General features: G+C 40.5%; 23 protein-coding genes and 5 pseudogenes. 10 read left to right on the plus strand and 18 right to left on the minus strand.

The genetic code is table 11. The annotated features are described in order from the left end of the window. Positions 1 to 94 precede the first annotated feature (94 nt). From AC0L6R_RS00430 to AC0L6R_RS00445, 4 genes are read left to right on the plus strand one after another with little or no spacing between them, the layout of a single operon-like run. Positions 95 to 451 (plus strand): hypothetical protein, encoded by a 357-nt coding sequence (locus AC0L6R_RS00430; RefSeq protein WP_473269375.1) that lies wholly within the window; start codon positions 95 to 97, stop codon positions 449 to 451. A 5-nt stretch (positions 452 to 456) separates the two neighbouring features. Beyond that, a complete protein-coding gene (locus tag AC0L6R_RS00435) occupies positions 457 to 744 on the plus strand; it encodes a hypothetical protein (RefSeq protein WP_473269376.1) in 288 nt (95 codons plus the stop codon). Continuing rightward, positions 741 to 1,436 carry a cupredoxin domain-containing protein gene (locus AC0L6R_RS00440; protein ID WP_473269377.1) on the plus strand — a complete coding sequence of 232 codons (696 nt, stop codon included), beginning with the start codon at positions 741 to 743 and terminating at the stop codon, positions 1,434 to 1,436. Before AC0L6R_RS00435 ends, AC0L6R_RS00440 begins: the two co-directional genes overlap by 4 nt. Before the next feature lie 17 nt (positions 1,437 to 1,453). Next, complete coding sequence (locus tag AC0L6R_RS00445) at positions 1,454 to 1,717, plus strand: cupredoxin domain-containing protein (protein ID WP_473269378.1); 264 nt, start codon at positions 1,454 to 1,456, stop codon at positions 1,715 to 1,717. A 166-nt stretch (positions 1,718 to 1,883) separates the two neighbouring features. Here the strand turns inward: AC0L6R_RS00445 and AC0L6R_RS00450 are convergent, their stop codons facing one another. From AC0L6R_RS00450 to AC0L6R_RS00480, 7 genes and pseudogenes are all read right to left on the minus strand, one after another. Beyond that, a complete protein-coding gene (locus AC0L6R_RS00450; RefSeq protein ID WP_473269647.1) occupies positions 1,884 to 3,122 on the minus strand; it encodes an alpha/beta hydrolase family protein in 1,239 nt (412 codons plus the stop codon). Between the two features lie 52 nt (positions 3,123 to 3,174). Further along, positions 3,175 to 3,504, minus strand: a complete 330-nt coding sequence (locus AC0L6R_RS00455; RefSeq protein ID WP_473269380.1) for a hypothetical protein — start codon at positions 3,502 to 3,504, stop codon at positions 3,175 to 3,177. 46 nt (positions 3,505 to 3,550) lie between these two features. Continuing rightward, entirely contained in the window at positions 3,551 to 4,120 is a 570-nt protein-coding gene (locus tag AC0L6R_RS00460; protein ID WP_473269381.1) for a DPP IV N-terminal domain-containing protein, read from the minus strand. A gap of 99 nt (positions 4,121 to 4,219) precedes the next feature. After that, on the minus strand, positions 4,220 to 4,594 hold the full coding sequence (locus AC0L6R_RS00465) for a DUF5655 domain-containing protein (RefSeq protein WP_473269382.1): 375 nt from the start codon (positions 4,592 to 4,594) through the stop codon (positions 4,220 to 4,222). 60 nt (positions 4,595 to 4,654) lie between these two features. Beyond that, positions 4,655 to 4,699, minus strand: a pseudogene (locus AC0L6R_RS00470) (hypothetical protein); the annotation flags it as partial. An 86-nt stretch (positions 4,700 to 4,785) separates the two neighbouring features. Beyond that, on the minus strand, positions 4,786 to 5,787 hold the full coding sequence (locus AC0L6R_RS00475) for an endonuclease/exonuclease/phosphatase family protein (protein WP_473269384.1): 1,002 nt from the start codon (positions 5,785 to 5,787) through the stop codon (positions 4,786 to 4,788). 86 nt (positions 5,788 to 5,873) lie between these two features. Next, a complete protein-coding gene (locus AC0L6R_RS00480; protein WP_473269385.1) occupies positions 5,874 to 6,986 on the minus strand; it encodes an acyltransferase family protein in 1,113 nt (370 codons plus the stop codon). 113 nt (positions 6,987 to 7,099) lie between these two features. On the opposite strand from AC0L6R_RS00480, the pseudogene AC0L6R_RS00485 reads away from it, so the two are divergent. Continuing rightward, positions 7,100 to 7,836: pseudogene (locus tag AC0L6R_RS00485) on the plus strand (PPK2 family polyphosphate kinase); the annotation flags it as partial. A 157-nt stretch (positions 7,837 to 7,993) separates the two neighbouring features. On the opposite strand, the gene AC0L6R_RS00490 reads toward AC0L6R_RS00485, so the two are convergent. From AC0L6R_RS00490 to pdxA, 10 genes and pseudogenes are all read right to left on the minus strand, one after another. Further along, positions 7,994 to 10,123 carry a c-type cytochrome domain-containing protein gene (locus tag AC0L6R_RS00490; protein WP_473269386.1) on the minus strand — a complete coding sequence of 710 codons (2,130 nt, stop codon included), beginning with the start codon at positions 10,121 to 10,123 and terminating at the stop codon, positions 7,994 to 7,996. A 6-nt stretch (positions 10,124 to 10,129) separates the two neighbouring features. After that, positions 10,130 to 11,587 (minus strand): annotated as a pseudogene (locus AC0L6R_RS00495) (DUF1501 domain-containing protein). A 1-nt stretch (position 11,588) separates the two neighbouring features. Then, a pseudogene (locus AC0L6R_RS00500) lies at positions 11,589 to 13,856 on the minus strand (PSD1 and planctomycete cytochrome C domain-containing protein). Positions 13,857 to 14,161: 305 nt separating this feature from the next. Then, positions 14,162 to 15,511 carry an acetyl-CoA carboxylase biotin carboxylase subunit gene (gene accC, locus AC0L6R_RS00505; protein WP_283413172.1) on the minus strand — a complete coding sequence of 450 codons (1,350 nt, stop codon included), beginning with the start codon at positions 15,509 to 15,511 and terminating at the stop codon, positions 14,162 to 14,164. Between the two features lie 24 nt (positions 15,512 to 15,535). After that, positions 15,536 to 16,015, minus strand: coding sequence for an acetyl-CoA carboxylase biotin carboxyl carrier protein (gene accB / locus AC0L6R_RS00510; RefSeq protein WP_473269388.1), 480 nt, complete (start codon positions 16,013 to 16,015; stop codon positions 15,536 to 15,538). 95 nt (positions 16,016 to 16,110) lie between these two features. After that, entirely contained in the window at positions 16,111 to 16,674 is a 564-nt protein-coding gene (gene efp, locus AC0L6R_RS00515) for an elongation factor P (RefSeq protein ID WP_283413174.1), read from the minus strand. 29 nt (positions 16,675 to 16,703) lie between these two features. Then, entirely contained in the window at positions 16,704 to 17,702 is a 999-nt protein-coding gene (locus AC0L6R_RS00520) for a beta-ketoacyl-ACP synthase III (protein ID WP_283413175.1), read from the minus strand. 227 nt (positions 17,703 to 17,929) lie between these two features. Continuing rightward, on the minus strand, positions 17,930 to 18,121 hold the full coding sequence (gene rpmF / locus AC0L6R_RS00525) for a 50S ribosomal protein L32 (RefSeq protein WP_057938136.1): 192 nt from the start codon (positions 18,119 to 18,121) through the stop codon (positions 17,930 to 17,932). An 18-nt stretch (positions 18,122 to 18,139) separates the two neighbouring features. After that, positions 18,140 to 18,709: a YceD family protein gene (locus AC0L6R_RS00530; RefSeq protein ID WP_283413176.1), complete on the minus strand. Its 570-nt coding sequence runs from the start codon at positions 18,707 to 18,709 to the stop codon at positions 18,140 to 18,142. Between the two features lie 109 nt (positions 18,710 to 18,818). Next, positions 18,819 to 19,841, minus strand: a complete 1,023-nt coding sequence (gene pdxA, locus AC0L6R_RS00535) for a 4-hydroxythreonine-4-phosphate dehydrogenase PdxA (protein WP_473269391.1) — start codon at positions 19,839 to 19,841, stop codon at positions 18,819 to 18,821. Between the two features lie 121 nt (positions 19,842 to 19,962). Between pdxA and rsmA the strand changes: the two genes are divergently transcribed. The 5 genes and pseudogenes from rsmA (at position 19,963) to AC0L6R_RS00560 (ending at position 24,106) form a co-directional block, all read left to right on the plus strand. After that, positions 19,963 to 20,748: a 16S rRNA (adenine(1518)-N(6)/adenine(1519)-N(6))-dimethyltransferase RsmA gene (gene rsmA / locus AC0L6R_RS00540; protein WP_473269393.1), complete on the plus strand. Its 786-nt coding sequence runs from the start codon at positions 19,963 to 19,965 to the stop codon at positions 20,746 to 20,748. Beyond that, positions 20,735 to 22,102: a magnesium transporter gene (mgtE, locus tag AC0L6R_RS00545; RefSeq protein WP_283413179.1), complete on the plus strand. Its 1,368-nt coding sequence runs from the start codon at positions 20,735 to 20,737 to the stop codon at positions 22,100 to 22,102. The genes rsmA and mgtE overlap by 14 nt, the downstream gene beginning before the upstream one ends. 10 nt (positions 22,103 to 22,112) lie before the next feature. Next, entirely contained in the window at positions 22,113 to 23,048 is a 936-nt protein-coding gene (locus tag AC0L6R_RS00550; protein WP_473269395.1) for an NAD(P)-dependent oxidoreductase, read from the plus strand. Positions 23,049 to 23,199: 151 nt separating this feature from the next. After that, positions 23,200 to 23,673 (plus strand): transcription elongation factor GreA, encoded by a 474-nt coding sequence (gene greA / locus AC0L6R_RS00555; protein ID WP_111611179.1) that lies wholly within the window; start codon positions 23,200 to 23,202, stop codon positions 23,671 to 23,673. Positions 23,674 to 23,714: 41 nt separating this feature from the next. Beyond that, positions 23,715 to 24,106, plus strand: a pseudogene (locus AC0L6R_RS00560) (HIT family protein). An 82-nt stretch (positions 24,107 to 24,188) separates the two neighbouring features. Here the strand turns inward: AC0L6R_RS00560 and AC0L6R_RS00565 are convergent. Then, the gene (locus AC0L6R_RS00565; RefSeq protein ID WP_473269397.1) at positions 24,189 to 24,974 is read right to left on the minus strand and encodes a PfkB family carbohydrate kinase; all 786 of its coding nucleotides are present in this window, start codon (positions 24,972 to 24,974) and stop codon (positions 24,189 to 24,191) included. Positions 24,975 to 24,990: the final 16 nt, after the last annotated feature.

A 24,990-nucleotide genomic window follows, 5' to 3' on the forward strand; every position in this document is an offset into this window, starting at 1 on the left:
TACTCTTATGGACCTACTTTTCTTCCTAATGGCAATATGCTGGTGACGTTGTAGCAATCTAGGCTGGAGTAATAGCCTTGGACATGGAGTTAGTTTGGTTCCTTGGAGAGGTTGGGCGTTGGAAATCACACCTGATGGTGAAATGATCCCTTTTGCTGCTGGAATGCGGTCTCCAGCCGGATACGGAATGAATGCAGAAGGTGATTTCTTTTATACCGAAAACCAAGGTGACTGGGTTGGTTCAGGCAGAATTTCTCATGTCGAAAAAGGAGATTTCTTGGGAAATGCGGAAAGTTTAGAATGGTCTGACTTGCCAGGTTCTCCGGTAACACTGAAGAAGGAGGATATTCCAAATACAGGTGAACCAATGTATGACGTAGCACAGCGAGTCCCAGGACTGAAAGCGCCGGCGATTTGGTTGCCTCATGGGATTTTGGGGATTTCTACTTAGGATTCTTGAATGATAATACAGAAGGAAAATTCGGGCCATTTGCCAATCAGGTATTTGTAGGAGATCAAGGGCAGAGTAATATAGCTCGTGTTGATTTTGAGAAAATTAATGGTGTTTACCAAGGGGTAGTATTTCCATTTAGAGAAGGTTTTTCCTCAGGAATTCTTAGAATCGTCTGGGGAAATGATGCTTCCATGTTTGTAGGTATGACAAGCCGTGGTTGGTCTTCCACTGGCAAGAGTTATTTAGTTTACAGCGATTGGTTTGGACTGGTAGAATGCCTTTCGAAATGAAGACGATCAAATCAAAACCTGATGGTTTTGAGATTGAGTTCACGGAGCCGGTAGATAAGGAGCTGGCAAAAGACCCGGCAAACTATCAAGTAACTGGGTTCACTTATAAGTATCAAGCGCAGTACGGTAGTCCAGTGATCAATAATGCGCCTTGTTATATTATTGGTGTGGTAGTTTCTGAGGATGGAATGAAGGCTAGATTGTTGGTGGACAATCTACGCTTAGGCTACATCCATGAGATCAAAGCTGAAGGCGTGAAGTCTACTGAAGGAAAGCCTCTTTTGCATAATGTAGGATATTACACGCTGAACAATTTTGGCGCAGGGGAAAAAATTGATCAAGCGCCTTTTTTGGCAGCGCGTCATGAGCATGAGATGATGATGAAAGCTGCGGCAGATAGTGCAGCAAAAGCGCAGGCAGAGGCAGAAGCTAAAGCCAAAGCTGCCGAAGCGAAAAAACAGGCGGCTGCAACTACTCCAGCCGCTCCAAAATTGGCAAAAAACACCACAACTATGCCAGCAGCATGGGATGGAAAAGCTGATGTCACAATTAACATGGGAACTAAGCCAGGTCTGAAGTTTGATCCAGCTCAAGTTCAAGTAAAAGCTGGAAGCAAGGTGAAGCTAGTTTGCCAAAATGTGGATGATATGCTACACAATTTTGTGATCGTGATGCCCTGGAACCGCCGATAGAAGTAGGTGAAGCAGCGATGAAGCTTGGACTGGAAGGTCAGCAAAAGGACTACATTCCTAATACAAGCAAGGTACTGGTTAATACAAAATTGCTTCAGCCAAGTGAATCGGCTACGATATATTTCATCGCTCCAACCGAGCCTGGCGAATATACTTATGTGTGTACTGTTCCTGGGGCATTTCTATACCATGCAAGGAATCTTGAAAGTGGTGAAGTGATTTGGCTGGAAGACAGAAGACAGAAGACAGAAGACGGAAGACGGAAGATCGAAGTACCCTGATTTTTGTAGATAAACAAATCCTAGGTTGCTTCAACCTTTCAATAAAAAAAAAGCGCAGATTGTGAGGTCTGCGCTTTTTTGTTTCAAATTTGAAGTTTTAATCCTCAGAAATTCCTCTCACTTCTGAATCTGATAATGCCTAATCGGTTCTTCGCCCAATAGATGCTCAAATGAAATAATCCCAGCGCTTTTTAGTAAAGTAATCTCCATCAGTTCTTCCAAAGCTGTGATTTCTACTTGGCCAGATAAATAAGTCAAAGTCTTTTCCAGCTTTGATGAGCGCTTCAGCAAATTTGAATGTTGCCGAAGGATTCACATTTTCATCTATTCCTCCATGGGCTAAAAGAAGATGACCTTTGAGTTTGGATGCATTGGTGATGTTGGATTGCTCATGATAGAAATCCCCAATAGGATAGCCCATATACATCTCTGGCCACCAGGCTCTTTCCATACGATGATCATGATCCCCAGCGGAAGAAGCTACTCCAACTTTATAGAAATCAGGATGTAAAAGCATAGCTCTGCCGGCATCATATCCACCTGCAGAATGTCCAAAGATTCCTACTTTTTCCACATCCATGAACTTGTTTTTAGATGCCAATTCTTTGATGGCAAGTACATGATCTGTAGTTCCATCGCCTAGGTTATTGTAAGATACGTCATCGAATGCTTTGCCTCTTCCGCTTGTGCCTAGGCCGTCAACCGTCACAACTACAAATCCCAATTCGGCCATTGGCTGTTGTAAACCAACGAGGCCAGCCCGAAATGTCTTTGGAGTAATATCTATGTGAGGACCAGAATAAGTATAGTCAATGATGGGGTATTTCTTTTTGGAATTAAAATCCGTAGGTAGATAATAGATGCCATAGATCGTGGTTTCGCCATCCTTAGCTGTTGCAGTGAACTGTTTAGGGCTTTGATAACCTTTCTTCAACAGATTGGAAATATCAGCTTTAGAAATTTCATGGACGATTCTACCTGTCTTTAATTCTCTTACTACTGAAGTTGTTGGTTGATCAACAGTTGAATAATTGTCCACAAAATAATCTTCCCCTCGACCATAACTGATGTCGTGAAAAACTTTTTCCGGAGTCAATAATTCCAGTCCAGTTCCATCAAAATTCACTTTGTAGACAAATGAGTAATACGGATTTACATCCTTTTCCTTCCCCGATGCTTCAAAATAAATAATGCTATTTTCCTCATCGACTTTGAGCAGATTCTTGACTACATAATCTCCATTAGTAATTTGATTAACCAATTTTCCAGATGCCCAATCCATCAGATACAGCTGATTCCAGCCTGATTTCTCAGTCCCAAGGATGAATTGCCCGTTATCCAGTCTTCTGAAAATATTGTTGTTATTGATATGTGTGGGAGAGGATTCGGAATATACTTTTCGGATTTTTTGGTGTCGGTATTGATCTCAAGTAAGTCAAAGCTTTTAAAACCTCTTTCTAAGTAGGTACCATAAATGTGCTTACTATGGGCATCCCAGTTGAAGTACATTCCGATGAAATGTGGGAGAGAAAGCCCAGGAATTTGGTGGCCGCTTTACTTTCTACATCAAATAAAACCGGAGTGTACATCACTACAGTAGTGTCGCCGAGTGACGCTCTATAATACCCCATGAGCTGAGGTCGGAATTTATCATCTTGACTATTGTCCAACAACAGCATCTTTTCTGCAAGTCGCAAATCCACAATCTGAGTTTGGATCTTCTTAGAATCTGGAGACCAATTGATGCTTAAATGCTCAGGATGCTCGCCATTTTCTCCTAAAATCATATCTGACCAGCCCCAGAATGAAGCGTATTCATAGTCTTTTCTTCCATCATAGCCTCAACTGGGATTCCTCTCCAGTTTCTAGATTTTCTACGAAAAGATTGAAGTTTTTCACATAAGCATTCCAATTCCCATCAGGAGAAATAGACACTGATCTGTCCCTAGAATCTTGGGCAATCTTCTTTGACTCCAAATTCCCATTGGTATAGATCCAGTTTTTATTCATCCATTCGAAAGAAAGAGTCCCATCTTCTTTGAGCTGAATTCGACTGAAAGGAAGGTTGCTGGAATCGATAGTATCACCACTCTTATCGGATAGAAGTTTAGCCAACGCCTCATGGTCAAAGGCTACTTTGGTTTCACTTTTTTCTATGTCCGTTATAAAAAAACGTTTCCCCTCCTTCGTATAGGCTTGATGCCAAAAGCTCTTTTTATCATCCAGCCAATTTGGAATCACATCTAAGTGATAAACTTCTTTTTGAATGTTTCCACTCAGGAAATACTCCGCTTTGTGGTAGGTGTCTTCTGTGATTTGGGCAAATGACTGTGTGGCATATATCGATAGGAAAAGGAATAGAACCGATTGTCGAACAGACTGGAAATTAATATGAATGAGCATAATAAAGGGGATAGCTTACGGTTTCAAGGTATCCCCAATATTTGCAATAAACACTTCAACAATTGATAAAAAGTGATCCTATTTTGTATGCGGTACTATTTATCCAGTAGCTTCATAGGCTTTTTTGAGCCAACTTGACACTTCCTCATTAATATCATTTACATCCGTAAGATAAATTTTGTGGCTACACATTCCATTGGTTTTGGTATCAATTTCCAAAATTCCTTCCGCCGGGTGTCCTTTTAGATTGATGCCAATTTCGTATCTGGTTTTTGTAGCGGGAATTAACATAGCAAATTGCTTTTTGCGCTTGATACTCACGTAGGAGTTTTTTGGAGCGAATTCCACATCAGAACCAAGAGCCTTAATTTCAGCACTCAGCTTTTCATAAATTGGCAGAAAATGCTCCTTACCTTTGTATTGCTTGGTGATCAATTCATCCGTGTCTGATGCTGATCCAGCATCTGATTTCAAAGTTTTGTGTGCTACTAAATTCGCAAACCCATGAGTAAATTCATGTTCTGTCTTTAGAAATTTGACGATTTCTCCATGCTTTTTTAAATCTTCTCTTTGAACGATTGCAACCCATTGATCTAGGCTTTTGCCTGTGTTTTTGCGCTTAAAAGTTGTCGATCTATCGTTTGTGCAGCTTGATCCATAGTTTTTTAGGGGTTTGTTGTTTCGATTTCACAAAGAATTGGAAAGTGATCTGAAGCTCTCTTCAGGGAATTACTGATAGACTGAATTGATGGATTATCTTTTTCTAGGTATGGATTCCAGACAGTCCCGTTGATAACTTTTATTTTTTGGCTGGCGAGGATATGATCAATCAAGACATTTACTTCATCTCCCGTGATCCGATCTCTATATCGACTGGAATTTGGGGTATATCCATAGCTGTTCGATTGCGGTTTAGGTAGGACAGATTTGAGTACAAATTCCGGCTTCCAAAGATCACCTAGCAATATTTCCACGGCACTTTTAGAGAATTTATTTTCGTAGAAATCCAACTCAAAACCGTCGTTGATATCTCCCATCACCATGACTTGTTGGCTTTTTTCTAAATATTCATCACAGCGCTCCCTGATCGACATACATTCTGCAAAAAGCTTTAGCCGATCACGAGCTGAAATTTGTTCAAATCTCGCATAATCTACCATGTCAAAAATACCTTTCGACTTCGTATGCGCAATTATCACTCGGGTAATCAAGGTGTCATCTAACCCTAAAATACTCAGTTCTAAGGGTGCGCGGTAATGCTTGTATTGCTCCTTGATCAATCTGTTAGTAGTGTCTTGAAGAAAGGGCTCATCAAACCGCTTCCCCGCTTTTGTCTCAGGTGTGAATAGAACATTGATTTTGTCAGGTTTGTAAATCGCGCAGAGTTCCTGTTGACCTGCGGAAGGGAATCCATGAATGCCTTTGTAATTAGATCCCGGAATAAAGGTCTGTGTCCAGACTTCTAATTGTAAAGAAGCTGTTTTGGAACCGTCGACTAAGGTATTTGGTCCTTCTACAATTCCGAGAAAATCAGGATTCATCGCTTGGATAACTTCGGCTAGTTGTTGACTTCTCACCAGTTCCTTACCTGTCATTTTTGGATTTCCGCCGGTGTCAAAAAGATCCCGCATCCATTCCACATTGTAAACACCAATTTTCAGTATCATAAAAATGCAACTTAAGGTTAAAAATCACCCTTAAGTTACATTTTTATAGGTATTTATCTGACAGTGAAATTATTGAATTTATACTTTTATGTAGATTTTTCTTTATCCATCCCTAATCCAATCAGCCAAATGACCAGCATATAGCTGAATGCGAATAGGAAGGAAGCCATTTTGGGCGAAAGCCAACTCGTATAAAAATTCTGATAAATGAATCCTTTCAATGTGGTGTCACCGATTGGAATGAGCGACAAAATAGTTACTAACAGACCAGATAGTACATAAAGAATCAACGGATTTCTCCCAAAGACTTCGAAGAAATAAGTCCAACCTTTCCAGTTTTTGATTTCGATAACTCCCACTAGAATTGCCAATAAAAGCATGTCAATTCCTACAGTCAGAAGTACGTAAGAGCTCGTCCAGATTTTTTTATTGATAGGAAAAAAGATATCCCAAACGTAGCTTACGATAATCAGAACTACTCCTATAGCGAGCAATCTCTTGATGGCTGGCATTGTATTGCCCAGTTTTTGAATCATTTTTCCAGCCAAATAACCGGCAATAACATTCACGATTGCAGGTAGCGTACTTAAAATTCCTTCGGGATCAAATGGAATTCCCTCACCACCATACATTCTTTCTGGTCCCATGAGTGCTAGGTCAAGTTTGATGGCTGCATTGCCAGTAAGTGAATAAGGGGCTCCAGAATCACCAAAGAAATACATGATCGCCCAATAGCCAAGTAGCGCAATGGCGCTGAATATCCATGCTCCTCTAATTCCTCCATAATACAACACAACCGCACCAAAGAAATAGCATAAAGCGATTCTCTGCAAAACTCCGAAAAGTCTCACTTCAAAAATATTTGTCACATCATAAAATGGGAATGCGCTTAAGAGCCACCCAATCATAAAAATCAATACAGTCCGTTTACCTACTTTTTTGAAGAATTCAGCGCTTGGCATTTGCTGAAGCTTTTTCATAGAGAAACTCATCGCATTTCCCACAACAAAAAGAAATGTGGGGAATACAAGGTCGGTGGGGGTAAAGCCATGCCACTTTGCGTGAGCAAGCGGAGCAAATAAATTACTCCAGTCCCCAGCAGTATTGACTATAATCATGAACGCAATAGTCAATCCACGTAAGACGTCCAAGGCCAGGTATCTATTATTCAAGCCAGTGGAGATAGAATTTTGGGCCATTTAAGTGGGGGGTAAGGGATAAAAGATGGGGTTTTTCTGTAGGGTTAAGATAAAATATTATCTTGTTCTTTACTTGAAAACAGACTTTTTATCCACCCAAAAATATAAATCAGATGAAAAATATTTCCATTGATGATTTTAAAGTGACCAAAGCTATTTGCCTCAAAGATGTTCCTACATCCATAGACTTGGAAGCTTCTGAAAAAAAGAAGGAGAAAGAACTCAATAAGCTGAGGGAAAAATTAAGTGATCATCAGGATACGATGTATGCCCATAATAAATACGCTGTCCTCATCTGCCTGCAAGGAATGGATACTGCGGGCAAAGACAGTTTGATTCGGGAGGTTTTCAAAGAGTTTAATCCACGCGGAGTAGTGGTACATAGCTTTAAGACTCCCTCTAAACTGGAGTTGCAGCATGATTTTCTCTGGAGACATATCATAGCACTGCCTCAACGTGGCAAATATGGGGTTTTTAACCGCACGCATTACGAGAATGTACTGGTGACGCGAGTTCACCCAGTCTATATCTTGGGAGAAAATATCCCGGGGATCAATTCTGTGGATGATATTACTGAGGAGTTTTGGGAAAAAAGATTTGAGCAGATCAATAACTTCGAAAAACAAATCAGTGATAATGGTACGATTGTGTTAAAGTTTTTTCTGCATCTGGGAAAAGAGGAACAGCGGCAGCGATTGCTAAGACGGCTTAATAAGCAAAAACATAACTGGAAGTTTTCCCTGGTGATCTCAAAGAGCGGGAACGCTGGGATGACTATCAGAAGTGCTACGAAGAAGCAATTAATAAGACTTCCAAACCACATGCTCCGTGGTATATTATCCCGTCAGATAATAAAGAAGCTGCTCGTGTTTTAGTTGCAAAAGCTATTTTGGAGAAAATGAATTCTCTAAATGATATTCAGGAACCAACACTGGAAGAAGAAGTAAAGCAAAATATAGAGATGTATAAGGAGATTTTAAGTAAGGAAAAGAATTGAATCCTTTTCCTTATTTATTGAAAATCACCTCATCAACAAACACCCAACCTTTATCACCAGCAAATGGATGCCATTTTGGTAGGCTAGAAAGTGGTGTTAATGTAATCTTGAGCTTTTCGTAGCTGCTACTCCCTAGGTTCATATTCATTAGCTCCGTTCTCGCTGGCGCTGCCTTAGCCGATACTTCTGGAGAATTACTGGCTAGGAGTTGCCATTTTCCATTTTCTAATCCTTGAATTGTCACTTTGGAGGGAGGGAAAATATGAGCACCCTCATTATAAAGTAAACTGATTGACACTTCAGTCGGCTTGCTTTCTTGCTCAAAACTCACTTCCAACACCATAGGATCGTCCTGAAAACCCAGCCATTTTTGCCCATGATTTGGAGGATCTGCTTTTTCTGAATCGAAAAGTGTGGCAACTCCCGCTGCTTTGTATTTAGGGTTTGGATCGAAAGCTAAAGATGACTCAGAAGGTTTGAATCCTGAGTGAATAAAAACTGATTCAGATCCCTTTGAACTCTTCCAATCTTTAGCATAAGCTTTCGCTATTATTTTCCCCGTCTTTTTTGTAAAAATTGGCTTCGAATAAATTGGGCTGCTAATACTATCCGGCTCTGTGCCATCTAAGGTATAGCGAATCTCTGCAGTTTTGATAGGGTGGGAAATGCTGATTTCCAAGCTGTCCTCATAGATCATTTTATCCTGAGAAATAATAGGGCTGTTCAACTCATAAATAATCCCTTTTCCATCAAACCCAAAATCTATTTCAGTGTCTGGAAGTGCTTTTTGAATGGATTCCTTATCCTGCGAACTTAATCCAGTTTGCCAAATGAAAAGCTTTTTAAGTCCATTCATCTTTGAGAGATTTTGTAAAGATGAATTATCTATTACATTCCCTGAAATAGCTAGTACTTCAAGACTTTTGAGTTCAGAAACTATTTTGAGCTGCTCAGCATCTAAGTCTGTGAAATTCAACTGGAGTTCTTCCAAGTGCGTGAAATCCTTCAGGAATTTTAAATCTATTCCAGCTAAAGGCATTTTATTTAGGCTAAACCGGACTACCTGATCCTTTACTTTTTTAAGGTCAGTCAGGGATTTAGGCTGAAATGCTGAAATACCAAAATAGGAAACATCCAGAGCTGGTGATTCAGGAAAAAGCGGCATTACTGATCGGAATGAAGTATTCAGCTCATCTATGGCTTCTGGGTCTGCTGCTTCAAAAGAGTAAATTTTATTTCCTTCAAACTTCACAGATGCCAATTGGAAGAGCTCATTTTTGGGGGGAAGTGTTACTAGTTTCTGATCAAAACTAGCTCCAGAGGCTACCCACTCACTTAGAATCAACAGTTCTTCATCTGTTAATTGTGCCTTATTCTTGGGAGGCATGTGTTTTTTATCATCTTCTGGGAGATTGATTCGCTGGATGAGCAGGGATTTTTCGAAATCCCCAGCCAAAACGAAAGGACCTGATTTGCCACCTTTTTGTAGGCCTTCGATATGATCCATTCTTAGCTCTCCTTTAATTTTGCCCTCTTTGTGACAGCTTACACATTTTGCCTGCAAAATAGGCTGGACTACATCTCCAAAAATCTCAGCTTCCGCTAAAGGGATTACTTCAATTTCGTCAGTCTGAATGGGAGCTAAAAGAAAGTCTTCCCCGTGTGTCAAACCCGCGCCCCAATGTCCAGTCGCAATGATAGCCAATGCCAATGCTATACTCGAAAACCTAATAAGATTGGCTTTGATTGATCGAAAGAAATAGAGTAAAACACATCCAACAAAAACCGCTAATCCACCCCATTTATGCCAGGTTAAAATCTCTCCAGTATATTCTTCCTGAGCTAAAATCAATCCTGCTATTACGGTAATGCCAGCAAAATTACAACCGGCCAGAAAGCTGATTTCTCCTATTTCTATAATCTCAGGTTTTCTGTCAATTCCTGGAATCCAGAAGAAGAGTAAACCCATTAAGAGCAGAACAATAGGAAAGTGTAATAAAATAGGATGGCTTCTTCCAACAACCTGAAGCCAATCTGGCAAAACAAGTGCGTTTCCGGCAAGTGTTATGATAAGCGTGAGACCTATCCAGATAAAAAGGGTGTTTTCCAGAATAGATCTAATCGAAGAAATCTTAATCATCCGTCCTTATGCAATTAAATCTTTCACTACATGACCAGAGACGTCTGTGAGACGATACCTTCTTCCTAGATGCTTATAGGTCATTCGCTCATGATCAATTCCCATCAGATGAAGCATGGTAGCTTGGAAATCATGCACATGAACTGGATTTTCGGTGATGTTGTACCCAAACTCATCTGTTTCTCCATAGACCATTCCGGATTTCACACCGCCACCTGCCATCCAGATAGAGAATGCACGAGGGTGGTGATCACGACCGTAATTGTCTACTTGTATTTTTCCTTGGCAGTAATTAGTTCTGCCAAATTCTCCACCCCAGATCACTAGTGTTTCGTCGAGCAATCCTCTTTGCTTCAGATCTGTAATCAAAGCTGCTGAAGCCTGATCTACATCTTCAGCTTGCAGACGCATTTCATTAGGCAAATTGCCATGCTGATCCCAACCTTGGTGATAAAGTTGCACAAAACGAACACCACTTTCAGATAGCTTTCTAGCCAAAAGGCAGTTTGCTGCATAGGTGCCAGGCACCAGGGCTATCAGGCCCGTAAAGTTTAATTATACTTTCCGGTTCCTTGGATACATCGGTCATTTCCGGTACGGCTGTTTGCATTCGATAGGCCATTTCATACTGCTTCACTTTAGCAGATATCTCAGGGTCATTGAATTGCTTCATGCTCAGATCATTCATAGCAGCGATTTGATCAATCATTTTTCGACGCTCAGAACGACTCATGTTTTCGGGGTACTTTTGAGATAAAGTACAGGGTCTTCCGAATTCGAAAATTGCACTCCCTGATGCGTGGCATCTAGAAAGCCGTTACTCCACAGCTTAGAATAAACTCCCTGGCCATTTCCTCTACCTCGACTAAGTAATACAGAAAATGCTGGTAAGTTGCTGTTTTCACTACCTAAACCATAGCTTAACCAAGATCCCATGCTTGGGCGATTTCCAACTTGGGCTCCTGTCTGGAAAAAGGTGAGTGCAGGGTCATGATTGATCGCATCAGTATGCATGGATTTCACAATACAGATATCATCAACTATGCCTGCGGTATGTGGAAATACTTCGGATATCCAAGCCCTAGACTCTCCGTATTGATCAAATTTATAATTGGATCCAACCAAAGGGAAGGAGGATTGACCCGCAGTCATTCCTGTAAGTCGCTGGTTACCCCGAATGGATTCTGGAAGTTCTTCTCCCATTCGCTTTATTAATTCCGGCTTGTAATCAAATGACTCCAGTTGACTTGGGGCGCCATTTTGAAACAAGTATATCACTCGTTTGGCTTTTGGAGCAAAGTGTGGGAGGGCATGCATCATGGCTTCTTCAGCCTCTGATTTGCCTGAGAATAGATCTGGGACCAAAAGCGATCCAAGTGCTAAACTTCCAACACCAAGGCTAAGTCTGGATAGAAATTTTCTCCGATTATGATTCAGCCCTTCTTCTAATATTTCCTTTTCCATGTTAGCTCTTAGTAATAGTTTCTTCCAGGTTGTATATACTTACGATCACTTGCATAAGTGCTGCTGTTTCCGGGTTTATGTTCTTTTCTTCCAGTGGATATTCTCCCACGCTCAAGGTAGGGAGAACCTGATCTGGATTATCTTTAAATCGTGCGAGTTGATCTTCGTAGTAGGAGAGCAAGATTGACATTTCCTCATTACTCATGTCCCTACAAACGATGCGTTTGAATGAAGTAAAAATAGCTTTTTCACCATCGGTATTTTCCTCCCACATTTTGCTGGCAAGCACTCTCGAAGCTTCAAGGATCATAGGATCATTCATCATCACCAATGCCTGAAGCGGAGTATTTGTCCTACTTCTACCAATCTCGCATCGATCCCTATTACTGGAGTCAAAAATGATAGCCTTTGGAGGTGGTACAGTTAATTTGATAAAATTGTACAAGCCTCTACGATAGAGTTTATCACCTTTATCTTGAATGTAAGTAGCCAAAACTCCCCGTCCAGAAGTTGCTGCTTCCCAAATTCCTTCAGGCATGTATGGTTTGACACTTGGCCCTCCAAGTTTTCTTACAAGTAAACCACTACTAGCCAATACCAAATCCTGAATATTTTCTGCTGGAAGTCTAAGGCGAGGAGCTCTTGCTAGATATAAATTCGCAGGATCAGTAGTGAGGTGTTTTTCGGTGATGACTGCAGATTGTTTATACGTAGCTGAAGTTAGAATTTGCTTCATTAAGCGCTTGATATCCCAGCCATTTTCCATAAAGTCCACAGCTAGCCAATCCAATAATTCAGGGTGCGTGGGAAGATCTCCCTGCATGCCAAAGTCTCCTGCGGATTTGACGATTCCTTGTCCAAAAACCTCTTGCCACATCAAATTTACAAATACGCGTGCTGTCAAAGGATTGTCTCGATTTGTCATCCATTTTGCAAGCCCCAACCGGTTCTTTTCCAAATCTGCTGGAAATTCTAAAATTGAGGCAGGTGTTGAAGGCTCAACTTCTACCGTAGGCGCATCATAAACACCACGGTCAAGAATATAAGTTGGGCGCTGCTCATCCAATTCTCCCATCACCGAAACACTCAACTTAGATGTATCTGCATAATTGATGAAACTCATGATGCCGGAAAGGTCTTCCTGATCTACAAATAGGATAGGAGTTTTGGCAGGTTTGGATTGAGATACATCGCCTTGGTAGCCTTTCTCAGGAGTATTATTAAAAAAGGCAAACATCTCATAATATTCCTTTTGGGAAAATGGATCATACTTATGATCATGACACTGGGCACATTCCATGGTGATTCCCAGCAGCCCTTTGCTCACTGTATTTGTTTTATCAAGCACATATTCAATACGGTATTCTTCGTCAATTACGCCACCTTCCTCTGTGTATTTATGATTTCTGTTGAAAGCTGTTGCTAGTATTTGCTCTTTATTCGCATCGGGTAACAGATCTCCTGCGAGCTGCCAGGTGACAAATTGGTCGTAAGGCATATTTTCATTAAAGGCATGAATTACCCAATCCCGATATGGCCACTGCGTCCGAATATTATCGTCCTGATATCCGTAGCTATCCGAATACCGGAGATATCCATCCAGAGAATTGCCATTTTCTCTCCAAATCCCGGATCATCCAATAAACCATCCAGTAAATCCTCGTATGAAAGCTCACCTGAAAAATCTCCAAACCTATCTAAAACTTCTGGACTAGGAGGTAGGCCTGTAAGCATCCAGGCATGCTCGCTTGATCAATTCATGTGATTCAGCTTCAGGGTTAGGTTTCAGCCCTTTCTCTTTCATTTTTTTTAATGCGAAGCGATCGATTTCATTGATCGTCCAATCTGTTTCTTCCGGTAATTCAGCTTTTTCTGCTTTGATAAATGCCCAATGAGGTTCGTACTTTGCTCCTTGTTCAATCCACTTTTTGATCAATTGGATTTCCGTTTCTGACAAAGCAAGGTTGGATTCCGGCGGAGGCATTAATTCTCCCGGATCCTCAGAAATGATTCTATGATAGACTTTGGATTCATCTATTTTACCTGGCATGATCACAAATTGTGATGGATCATCCTTTAGCGCTGAATAAGCACCTGCTTCTGTATCGAGTCGAAGATCAGCTTCCCGTTTATTTGCATCTGGCCCATGGCATACAAAGCATTTGTCTGAAAGTATTGGCCGAATATGGAAGTTATAGCTAACCTGTTCAATCTCCGAAATTTGTATTTCACTAGACTGCTTGGTGTTACAACTGGAAAAAATGTTAATCCGAAACACGAGAAGGCAAGAAGTCTATATAAGTTTGGGTACGTCATTTTTGGGTCAAATCGATAGTTAAATCACTCTTAAACTAGCAATAATTTGTACAAAAGCTGTCATGATTGGTATAATTTTCTTGCTCTTTTTTAATAAAAGGAAATTAGCTTTGTGTAAAATATTATTTATTAGAAGATTGTTTTGTGATTTTTAGAAATAACTAGGATAGATTTTTCAATACAGCACAAGTAGAAGACCTATAAACAAAAAAAAGCTGCCTATTTAATAGGCAGCTTTTCATTTTATGGATTTTTGATCTATCCTTTTATTACTGAGAAGTCAAAGTCTTCCAAGAATTTCGTAGTGAAGATTCCTTCTTTAAATTGTTCGTTTTCCAACAAAGCGATATGAAAAGGAATGGTTGTTTTGATCCCATCGATTACAAATTCCTCAAGCGCTCTTTTCATTCTCACAATCACTTCTTCTCTCGACTGTCCACTGACAATCAGCTTGGCAATCATGGAATCGTAATTAGGTGGAATTACATAACCAGCATAAACGTGCGAGTCGATTCTTACACCACGACCACCTGGAATATGTAGGTTTTGAATTTTACCTGGACTAGGTCTAAAACCATGTGCAGGATCTTCTGCATTGATTCTACATTCCATAGCATAAAGCTTAGGATAGTAGTTTCTTCCAGAGATCGTTTCACCAGCGGCTACTTTGATTTGCTCTTTGATCAAGTCAAAATCTGTAACTTCTTCAGTGATTGGGTGCTCCACTTGGATACGTGTATTCATCTCCATAAAGAAGAAGTTACGATGCTTATCAACCAAGAATTCTACTGTTCCAGCACCTTCATAGCCGATAGCTTCGGCACCTTTGATGGCTGCTTTTCCCATTTCTTCTCTTAACTCATCTGTGATGAATGGGGAAGGGGTTTCTTCAACCAATTTCTGGTGTCTTCTCTGAATGGAGCAATCCCTCTCAGATAAGTGACAAGCCTTTCCGGTTTTGTCTCCAATAATTTGAATCTCTATGTGGCGAGGTTCTTCAACGTATTTCTCAAGATACAGGCCGTCGTTTCCGAAAGCTGCACCAGATTCCATTCTTGCGTCGTCCCAAGCTTTTTTGAATCCGGCTTCTTCCTTAACTATCCTCATTCCACGACCACCACCACCGGCAGTAGCCTTCAGAATAACTGGGTAGCCCATTTCATTGGCAAGCTTGATACCTTGCTCCATCGACTCTAATACCCCTTCAGAACCTGGGATAGTAGGAACTCCGGCTGCTTTCATGGTTGCCTTAGCCGTAGCCTTGTCGCCCATTTGATTGATCATCTCAGCGCTGGCACCGATAAACTTGATTCCGTATTCTTCACAGATTTTAGAAAACTCAGCGTTTTCTGAAAGGAATCCATATCCTGGGTGAATTGCATCTGCATTTGTGATTTCTGCAGCAGCAATGATTCTAGGAATGTTAAGGTATGAATCTCGACTTGGAGCCGGACCTATGCAAACAGCTTCATCAGCGAACCTGACATGCAAACTGTCTTTATCCGCAGTGGAATAAACTGCAACAGTTTCAATCCCCATCTCTTTACAGGTGCGGATGATTCTTAAAGCAATTTCACCTCTATTGGCAATTAGTATTTTTTTAAACACAGCTATTTATTTTGGGTGAAAAAATTAACCTGCTGGATCTACAAGGAACAATGGCTGGTCATATTCTACAGGAGTAGAATTGCTAACCAGGATTTTTACAATTTTACCAGAGATTTCAGACTCGATTTCATTGAAAAGCTTCATTGCTTCAATGATACAAACAGTCTGACCAGCTTTCACTGAATCACCTACTGCAACAAATGGATCAGCATCCGGGCTTGAAGTAAGGTAGAAGGTTCCAATCATCGGAGATTTGATCTCTATTAAATTAGAAGGAGCTTCAGCTGGGGCTGGTGCCGCGGCTGGAGCAGGAGCTGCGGCAGGTGCAGGTGTTGGAGCGGCTGCCGGTGCTGGTGCTGGAGTGGAAACTTCAACCATTCTCTGGGCAGAAGAATCAGCATATTTTTTAATAGAAAGTTCAAACTCGTCAGTCTTGATTTTAACTTCCGCCAAACCAGAATTGGAGATGTAATCGATCAACTCCTGAATCTCTTTTGCTTTCATAGGTATATTATTTAGAATGCCAATTGGCAAATTTGTTAGTGATTTATTAAAGAATAAGTCTTAGTAATTTAAGGAAATCAGAATGACTTATGTACTTATTTTACTCTTTCTGAGTATGAACCGTCTCGGGTATCAACTTTGATTAGGATATCCTGCTCAACAAATAAGGGAACCATTACGGTTGCACCGGTTTCCACAGTTGCAGGTTTTAAAGCGTTTGTAGCTGTATCTCCTTTGATGCCAGGCTCTGTGTAGGTAATCATCAGCTCTACGAATGGAGGAAGCTCAACAGCAAGTGGAGTTTCTGTTTCGTCATGAATTAAAATATCAACAAGCTGTCCATCTTTCAAAAGATTTGCTCGTTCGATAAGCTTCTCCTCAATGGAGATTTGCTCAAAAGTGGTCGTATCCATGAAGTTGTACCCCATGTCATCAGCATAAAGGAACTGATGAGGTCTCTTTTCCACTCTAGCAGTTTCTACTTTTTCACCTGCACTGAATGTTTTGTCCAGCGTTTTTCCGGAAGTTATGCCTTTCATTTTGGTCCTTACAAATGCAGGGCCTTTTCCAGGTTTGACGTGCTGAAATTCGACAATCGTGTAGATGTCATTATTCATGACCAAACAAAGTCCGTTTTTAAAATCTGCAGTACTAGCCATACTATTATTATCGTATTATTTTTTTAAACTTATTTCGGATCGTATCCCCACTTAAGGTAAATGGAACCCCATGTGAATCCGCCTCCAAATGCAGCGAGAACCAAGTTGTCACCTTTTTTCAATTGACTTTCATAGTCCCAAAGGCAAAGAGGAATTGTAGCAGCGGTCGTGTTGCCATACTTTTCGATATTCATCATCACTTTATCAGATCCGATTCCCATACGATTGGCTGTTGCATTGATTATGCGGAGATTTGCCTGATGAGGAACAAGCCAAGCTATGTCATCACTAGTCAGTCCATTCTTTTCCATAATCTCAGCACTTACATCTGCCATGTTGGTAACGGCAAATTTGAATACCGAAGAGCCTTCCTGATAAGCATAATGCTCATCAGCATCTAAGGTCTCTTGAGTGGCTGGTCTACGACTTCCCCCAGCTTTCATATGTAAATAAGGTGCTCCCGATCCATCTGATTTAAGGATAGCATCCACTACTCCAAGATCTTCAGTAGTTGGCTCAAGCATTACCGCTCCGGCGCCATCTCCAAAAAGGATGCAAGTAGTTCTGTCTTTATAATTGACGATAGAAGACATTTTATCCGCGCCTACTACGATTACCTTCTTATGAGTCCCTGTCTGAATAAACTGGCTACCCATTTGTAAAGCATATAGAAAACCTGAACATGCAGCGCCGATATCAAAACTGAAGCTGTTTTTTGCCCCAACCATATCTGCTATGATGTTTGCAGTAGCAGGAAAAGGCATGTCGGGTGTGACAGTAGCACAAATGATCAAATCTACATCTAAGGGGTCAATGCCGGTTTTTTCTAATAAACCTTTGACTGCTTCAGCACCCATTACAGAGGTCCCTTGATCTTCTCCTTTAAGTATTCTTCTTTCTTTTATACCGGTTCTTGAGACTATCCACTCGTCGTTGGTCTCCACGAGCTCCTCAAGTTCTTTGTTGGTCAACCTGTATTCCGGAACGTAACCTTGTATTCCGGTGATCATGGCTCTGAGTTTGTCCATTATGCTTGGTTTAAGTTAAGATGATCAAATCAAAATCATCTAAAACTGTATGTTATGGATGTGTTCTATCCTGTAAGGAAGGCAAAAATATTACAATTGTCATTCTCTACCAAAAGAAATCCATTAACGGAAGGTAATTGGCTTGATTAACAAGCTCTTTTAATTAGAGCTAAAAAAAAATCCATCCGCAAGTAGCGAATGGATTTTTGTATGATTGAGATGACTGATTAAGCCAGGATTTCTTTCTCAATGATAACTTGTCCTTTGTAGTACAATTTACCGTCCAACCAGAAAGCTCTGTGTGGAAGGTGCATTTCGCCTGTAGTAGGACATTTAGCCAAACCTGGAGCCTCTAACTTGTAATGAGTTCTTCTTTTATCTCTTCTGGTTTTCGAAATTTTTCGTTTAGGATGTGCCATTTTATGCGTGGTTTATGATTATTCCTTGTTTTTTAACTTTTTTAAAAGATCCCATCTAGGATCCACTGGTTTATTATCTTCGTCAGAATCAGAGTCTTCTTCGGAGTTATTTGAATCTTGCCCATCTATGTACGCGTAGATTCCTTCTCCTTCGTAATCCTCATCATCCATTTCATTTCTGTAATCGGGGTGAATCTTTTTTAGAGGCAAAGCCAATAAAATAAATTCGTAAATCAGCTGAGCTACATTGACTTTCGGTGTATCGCGAGTGATCATGATTACATCTTCGTCAATTTCTTTTTCCTCAGCACCAAACTTATAGATCATTTTTTCATGGAAGTCCAGCGGCTGCTCAAAAGGCTCCAGACTTCTATCGCAAGTCAAGGTTACTTTCCCCGCAATATGAAAATCCATTTCAATTAAGTTGGCTCCGACTTTCATTTTGATCCGTACGATCAAATTGCCTTTTTTAACAAGTTCGTTGTCTTCGAAGTGTTGGAAAAATGAATCTCCAATTTCGAAGTCAATTTCGTGGATGCCTTCGAGGAACTTAATGACCTCAATATCAAATGTTCTCCAGAATTTCACGATACCTCCTCTCGATTTAAGACCGCAAAAATAGTGAATTATTATAAAAGGATGAAAGAGATTTTAAAATAATCTTTGGTTGTATTCAATAAATCTCTCCTTTTTACGCTTAATTCTCTGATTCCTGCGGGTTGTGTTGTTGAATAATGTCTGCTGCAAGGAAAATAGCGGCTCTCATAGAGCCTTCATCTGCAATGTTTTTCCCTGCAATATTATAAGCTGTGCCATGATCAGGCGAAGTTCTAACTACGGGAAGGCCTGCGGTAAAGTTTACTCCGATGCTGAATGCCATTGATTTGAAAGGTACTAATCCTTGATCATGATACATGGCCAACACCCCATCGAATTTAGTCTGATGTGCCATACCAAAGAATCCATCTGCAGGATAAGGCCCAAAAACCATTTTGTTTTGATCCTTCAGCGCATGGATAGCAGGTTTGATGATTTGTTCTTCCTCTTCACCTAAAAGTCCATCTTCGCCAGCATGGGGATTTAGGCCTAGAATGGCGATCTTTGGCTTATTGATACCAAAGTCTTTTTCCAATGTTTTGAGAAGAATATTGGCTTTTTCAATAATCCGCTCTTGAGTTACATTTTCCGCCACTTTTGCCAACGGCACATGACCTGTTACTAAACCTACACGGAATTGCTCGGCGACCATAAGCATTAAGCTGTCTTTTGATCCAACCGCCTCGGTAATAAATTCAGTATGTCCAACAAAGTGTAATTCTTCTGAATTGACGTTGTTTTTATTAAGTGGCGCAGTGACTAAGGCTTGAATTTTTCCTTCTTTCAAATCATTTACGGCCATTTTCAAGGCTTCCAAAGCAAATTTACCAGCTTCCTGAGTTTCCACACCTGGAATAACTTCAGGACATTCTTCGGCAGCATTGATTACATTGATTCGCTTATGCTGAATCTCGTCTATGCTTCTGATCTGTGCAAAATTGAAATCATCTAAGCCAAGTTGTTTCCTGTAGAAAGTCAGCGCTTTACCATGTGCATAAATCAGCGGGGTAAATGACTTATAGGTTCTATTGTCTAGCAAAGCTTTCATGGTAACTTCTACGCCTATGCCGTTAATGTCGCCAATGCTAATTCCGATAATGGGTTTGATCTTTCGTTGATGCATATTAATTATAATGTGGACTAGGTGTTAAGGTTTGGTCAAGCCTCCTCATGTAAGCTAGTCCTTTAGAATTATTCTCTTAATTTTGAGATTGCAATTTATAAAAATTTATCTGAGCTAACCGATGGAAAAGGTCAAAGCCAAGAAACACTTGGGACAGCATTTTTTGACCGATTTGAGTATTGCGGAGCAAATAGCTCAAGCGGTCAAAGGGCATAACGGAGTATCAAAAGTTCTGGAAATAGGGCCAGGTATGGGGGTGCTTACTGATTTCTTAATGAAGGGAAATCTGGATTTATATCTAATCGATATTGACAAAGAATCCATTGTTTATTTACATAAAAAATATCCAGAACTGGGAAAAAAGATCATTGAAGGGGATTTTCTTAAAATGAACCTCGAAGAAGTCTTTACTGATAAGTTTGCCATCGCTGGTAATTTCCCCTACAATATATCATCGCAGATTTTCTTTAAAGTTCTTGAGGTAAAAGATCAGGTGACAGAAGTGGTTTGTATGCTTCAGAAGGAAGTGGCCGAACGAATCGCTTCCCCAAAGGGAAATAAAGACTACGGAATTTTGTCAGTGCTCTTACAAGCATATTACGATATAGAATACCTATTCACAGTCCCACCTCATGTTTTCGACCCGCCTCCAAAAGTCAATTCTGGTGTTATCCGCCTAACCAGAAATGCGACTGAAAAATTAGATTGCAACGAAAAGTTATTTAAGCAGGTTGTAAAGGCAGGATTTGGTAATAGAAGGAAAACCCTTAGAAACTGTCTGAAGCCTTTTAACCTTCCTGAAGAGTTTAATTCAAATCCCATTTTGAATCTACGTGCCGAACAATTGGACGTAGCTGAATTCATATTTCTAACCCAAACAATCGAAGCTTCCCGTGGAAATCATTAAGCAGTTTGAACTTTCGAAGGAGTACTTAGAAAGCCTGCAGCAGGCGATTGAAGCAGAGGACTTGAACTTTATTCAAGAGACCCTTAGCGGGGTCAATGTAGCAGATATTGCCGCTTTGCTCGATGAGTTGTCCATGGCCGAGTCAATCTTTGTGCTAAGGGTGCTGGACGCTCAGTTGGCGGCGGATATTATCATCGAGTTAGAAGCTACAAATCAGCACCGGGTATTAAAGGAGCTGGAAGTTCAGGAAATGGCTAACTTGATTGAGTTGATGGACTCTGATGATGGAGCTGATATTTTAAATCTTTTCCTCGAAAGAGAACGGGAAGATATCATCAGCCATTTTCAGGATAAGGTAAAGTCAGATCAAATTCTGGAACTTTTACGCTATGATGAAGACACCGCGGGTGGTATTATGGCGAAGGAATATATTCGGGCCAATAAGAATTGGAATGTAGTTCAGACCATCAATGAGATCCGTCGTCAGGCAGAAAATGTAAGTAAGATATATTCCATTTTTGTTGTGAATAATCGGCAGCAATTGATGGGGATTGTTTCGCTGAAGCGCATTGTATTGGCTTCAGATGAAACAAAGATTGAGGATATCTACGAGGAAGAAGTGATCTCAGTGCCTACTTACATGGATCAGGAAGAGGTGGCTGAGGTCATGCGAAAGTATGATTTGGAATCACTACCAGTGGTAAATAGTAAGAATAAGTTGGTTGGGAGAATTACAGTCGATGATATTCTAGATGTAATCCGTGAGGAAGCCGAGGAAGATATTCAGGCAATGACAGGTATTTCTGATACCGTCGATGAGTATGACAGTGTTATCAAGCTTTCCAAGGCTAGACTCCCTTGGCTACTGATAGGAATTTGCGGTGGACTACTTGGTGCTGGATTTATTGGCTTTTTTGAAGAAGGGCTAAGTAAGGTTACTGCACTTGCCTTTTTCATCCCGCTAATCACTGCAACTGGCGGGAATGTAGGAATTCAAACTTCCTCAATCGTAGTCCAGTCTCTTGCCAGTAAATCCATCTTCGATGATTCCATGGCCAAAAGATTCCTGAAAGTGCTTTTAGTCGCGATTTTAAATGGGTTGATTCTAGCCACTTTTGTATTTGGCGTGGTAGTTTTATTCTACAAGACCGACGTGTCATTCGCGATGGTCGTCTCAATTGCTTTGTTTTCAGTGGTGTTACTTGCCTCATTTATGGGGACGATCACGCCGATTATACTTGATAAAATTGGAATTAATCCCGCTTTGGCTTCGGGACCATTTATCACCACAGCAAATGATCTGATTGGACTGGCAGTTTATTTTTTGGTTGCCATGTCGCTTTTACACATTTAATTATCAGAAAATGAAGATTCTTATCATTGATGAAATGCATCACAGCATTATGCCCATGTTGGAAAAAGATAGGCATGAAGTTATTTATGCTCCTAAAATAACCCGTGATGAAATTGCAGCTTGCATTGCTGAGTTTGATGGGTTGATCATTCGATCCAAAACTCCTATGGATAGGGAGCTTTTGCAGAAGGCTACTAAATTGAAATTTATAGGAAGAGCGGGAGCAGGGCTGGACAAAATTGATTTAGAATATATGGCTGAAAGGGGAATTAAGCTTTTCCATGCAGCCAAAGGAAATAGGGATGCTGTGGCAGAGCATGCTGTCGGAATGCTTTTAGCGCTTTTCAATAATGTAAAAAAAGCTGACCAGGAAGTTCGCAAAGGGATTTGGGACCGAGAAGGAAATCGTGGTCATGAGCTGATGGGAAAGACAGTTGGGATCATGGGCTATGGGAATATGGGGAAGTCATTTGCTGATAGACTTAGGGGATTTAAGGTGAATATTATGGCCTACGATAAGTACAAGTTTGACTTTGCTGATGATTTTGTACAGGAAGTGATGTGGGAAAAGTTGAAAGCTGAAGCTGATATATTGAGTATTCATATTCCACTTACTCCGGAGACAAAGAATTTTTTTACTCTAAAAGAGCTGCAAAGTTTTGCAAAACCTTTTTGGCTGATTAATACTGCAAGGGGAGAGGTGATTAGTTTCAAGACCTTAAATGAGGCTTTGGATCTTGGGGTTCTGAGAGGAGTTTTGTTGGATGTTTTGGAAAATGAGAAGTTTCAGAAGTTTACGGACGAGCAAAAAGCTGAGTTTGAGAAATTGGCGGCAAGAGAAAATGTTTTGTTTAGTCCCCACGTAGCCGGCTGGACTTTTGAGTCATACGAGAAGATTAATAAAGTTTTAGCCAAAAGGATCAAAAAGGCTTTTAAAGACAATTAACCCAGTATTTAATAGTAAGACAAAGAAATAGTCACTTTGCTTTGTTTCAAAGCTTTTGCTATCTTTGTACATCAAATACAAGCCAATAACAAGGTAACGGTCCCGTCTTGCGACCGTTACTTTGTTTTTGTGGCTTTTAATAGAGTTGATTATGGGAGAAATACAATATTATACTGAAGAGGGCCTAAAGAGATTGAAGGACGAACTTCAAATGCTTAAAACTAAAGGTAGAACTGATATTTCCTTGCAAATAGCAGAGGCAAGAGATAAAGGAGATCTAAGTGAAAATGCTGAGTACGATGCGGCAAAGGACGCCCAAGGTCACTTAGAACTTAAGATCGCAAAGCTAGAAGCTGTGGTAGGTAATGCTAGAGTTTTGGATAGCTCTCAGTTGGATACTTCCAAAGTAGGAATCCTGACTACAGTGAAGATTAAAAATGTAAAAAATGGAATGACTGTCAGTTATACGTTAGTTTCTGAACAAGAGGCTGATTTGAAAGCCGGCAAAATTTCCTTGGGCTCTCCATTTGGAAAAGGGTTAGTAGGAAAAAAAGTAGGAGATATAGCTGAAGTAAAAGCTCCGGCAGGGACTCTACAATTTGAAATATTGGATATTACATTCTAACATTAATCCCGGCTTATGTCGGGATTTTATTTTTAAAGATTATGGCCACAATTTTCACAAAAATTATTAATCGAGAAATCCCCGGTCACATCGTAGCCGAGGATGAGAATTACATCGCTTTTTAGACATCATGCCTTTGGTCAAAGGCCACGTATTGGTCGTTCCCAAGAAGGAAGTTGATTATATTTTTGATTTGGAGCCTGAAGTACTTTCTGGCCTACATCTTTTTGCGCAGCAAGTAGCAAAAGCCATAGACAAAACAATCAAATGCACACGAGTTGGCGTTGCTGTGATTGGATTAGAGGTTCCTCATGTACATGTGCATCTTGTGCCTCTTAGTAGTATGGAGGATATTAATTTCAATCGCCCAAAACTGAAACTTTCTAATGAAGAGTTGGCGGAAATTTCTGAGCGTATTCGTGAAGCAGTTTAGTTCATACTCGCTGTGATTAGTCGCAGTTTGCAGGGATCGAGTATTCAGTATTCAACGCTACTGAATACTGAGGCTGCCCACTTTATATATCCGTAATTTCATACCTCGGAGTTCCCCCTTTTTTACTGGCTACAAAGGCTCCAAGTTTACAGGCGAAGTCCAGTACTTGATCCAAAGGTTGTTTGTCTAGATAGGTTTTGATAAAGCCGCTCAGAAATGCATCACCAGCGCCGATACTATCTGCTACTTTTACTTTATAACCTTCATGGCTGATAATTTTCCCGCCTTTATAGATCAAAGCGCCTTTGGATCCTTGGGTGACACAAATCAAATCTATAGGGAAATGCTGATCTAAATGACTACAAACACTTTCCACACTTGGATCTATGTCAAAGTAGTCTGCAAAGATCACCAGCTCATCCTCATTAATTTTTAAAATATCTGTAAAACCCAGTATAACTACTACCATCTCAAAATCATAAAAAGGAGGACGGAAGTTCGCATCAAAAATGCGTAAGGTGTTATGATGAAGCAACTTCAGGAGGGTAATTAAGCTACCAGCATTGCGTACAGCTAGGGTTCCAAAAACAAATGCTTCTGATTCAGCCACAGCTTGACTTATAGTGTTATTCCATTGAATAAAATCCCAAGCTACGGGAGAGACGATGGTGTATTTGATATTTTCGGGGTCGTCGTCATTTACCAATACCTTTGAGGTTTCAAGCTCCTCATTTACCTGAATCAGATCAACTGGTAAATCAAAGGTTTGTAAAAAGTCAATAAGTTTTTGGCCATCCTCATCATTTCCTATAGCGGAGATTAACCGGGAATTCAGTCCAAGCTGATGAAGATTTAGAGTGACGTTCATCGGGGCTCCTCAGGCA

The sequence above is a fragment of the Algoriphagus sp. 10J20-15 genome, from assembly GCF_055809615.1.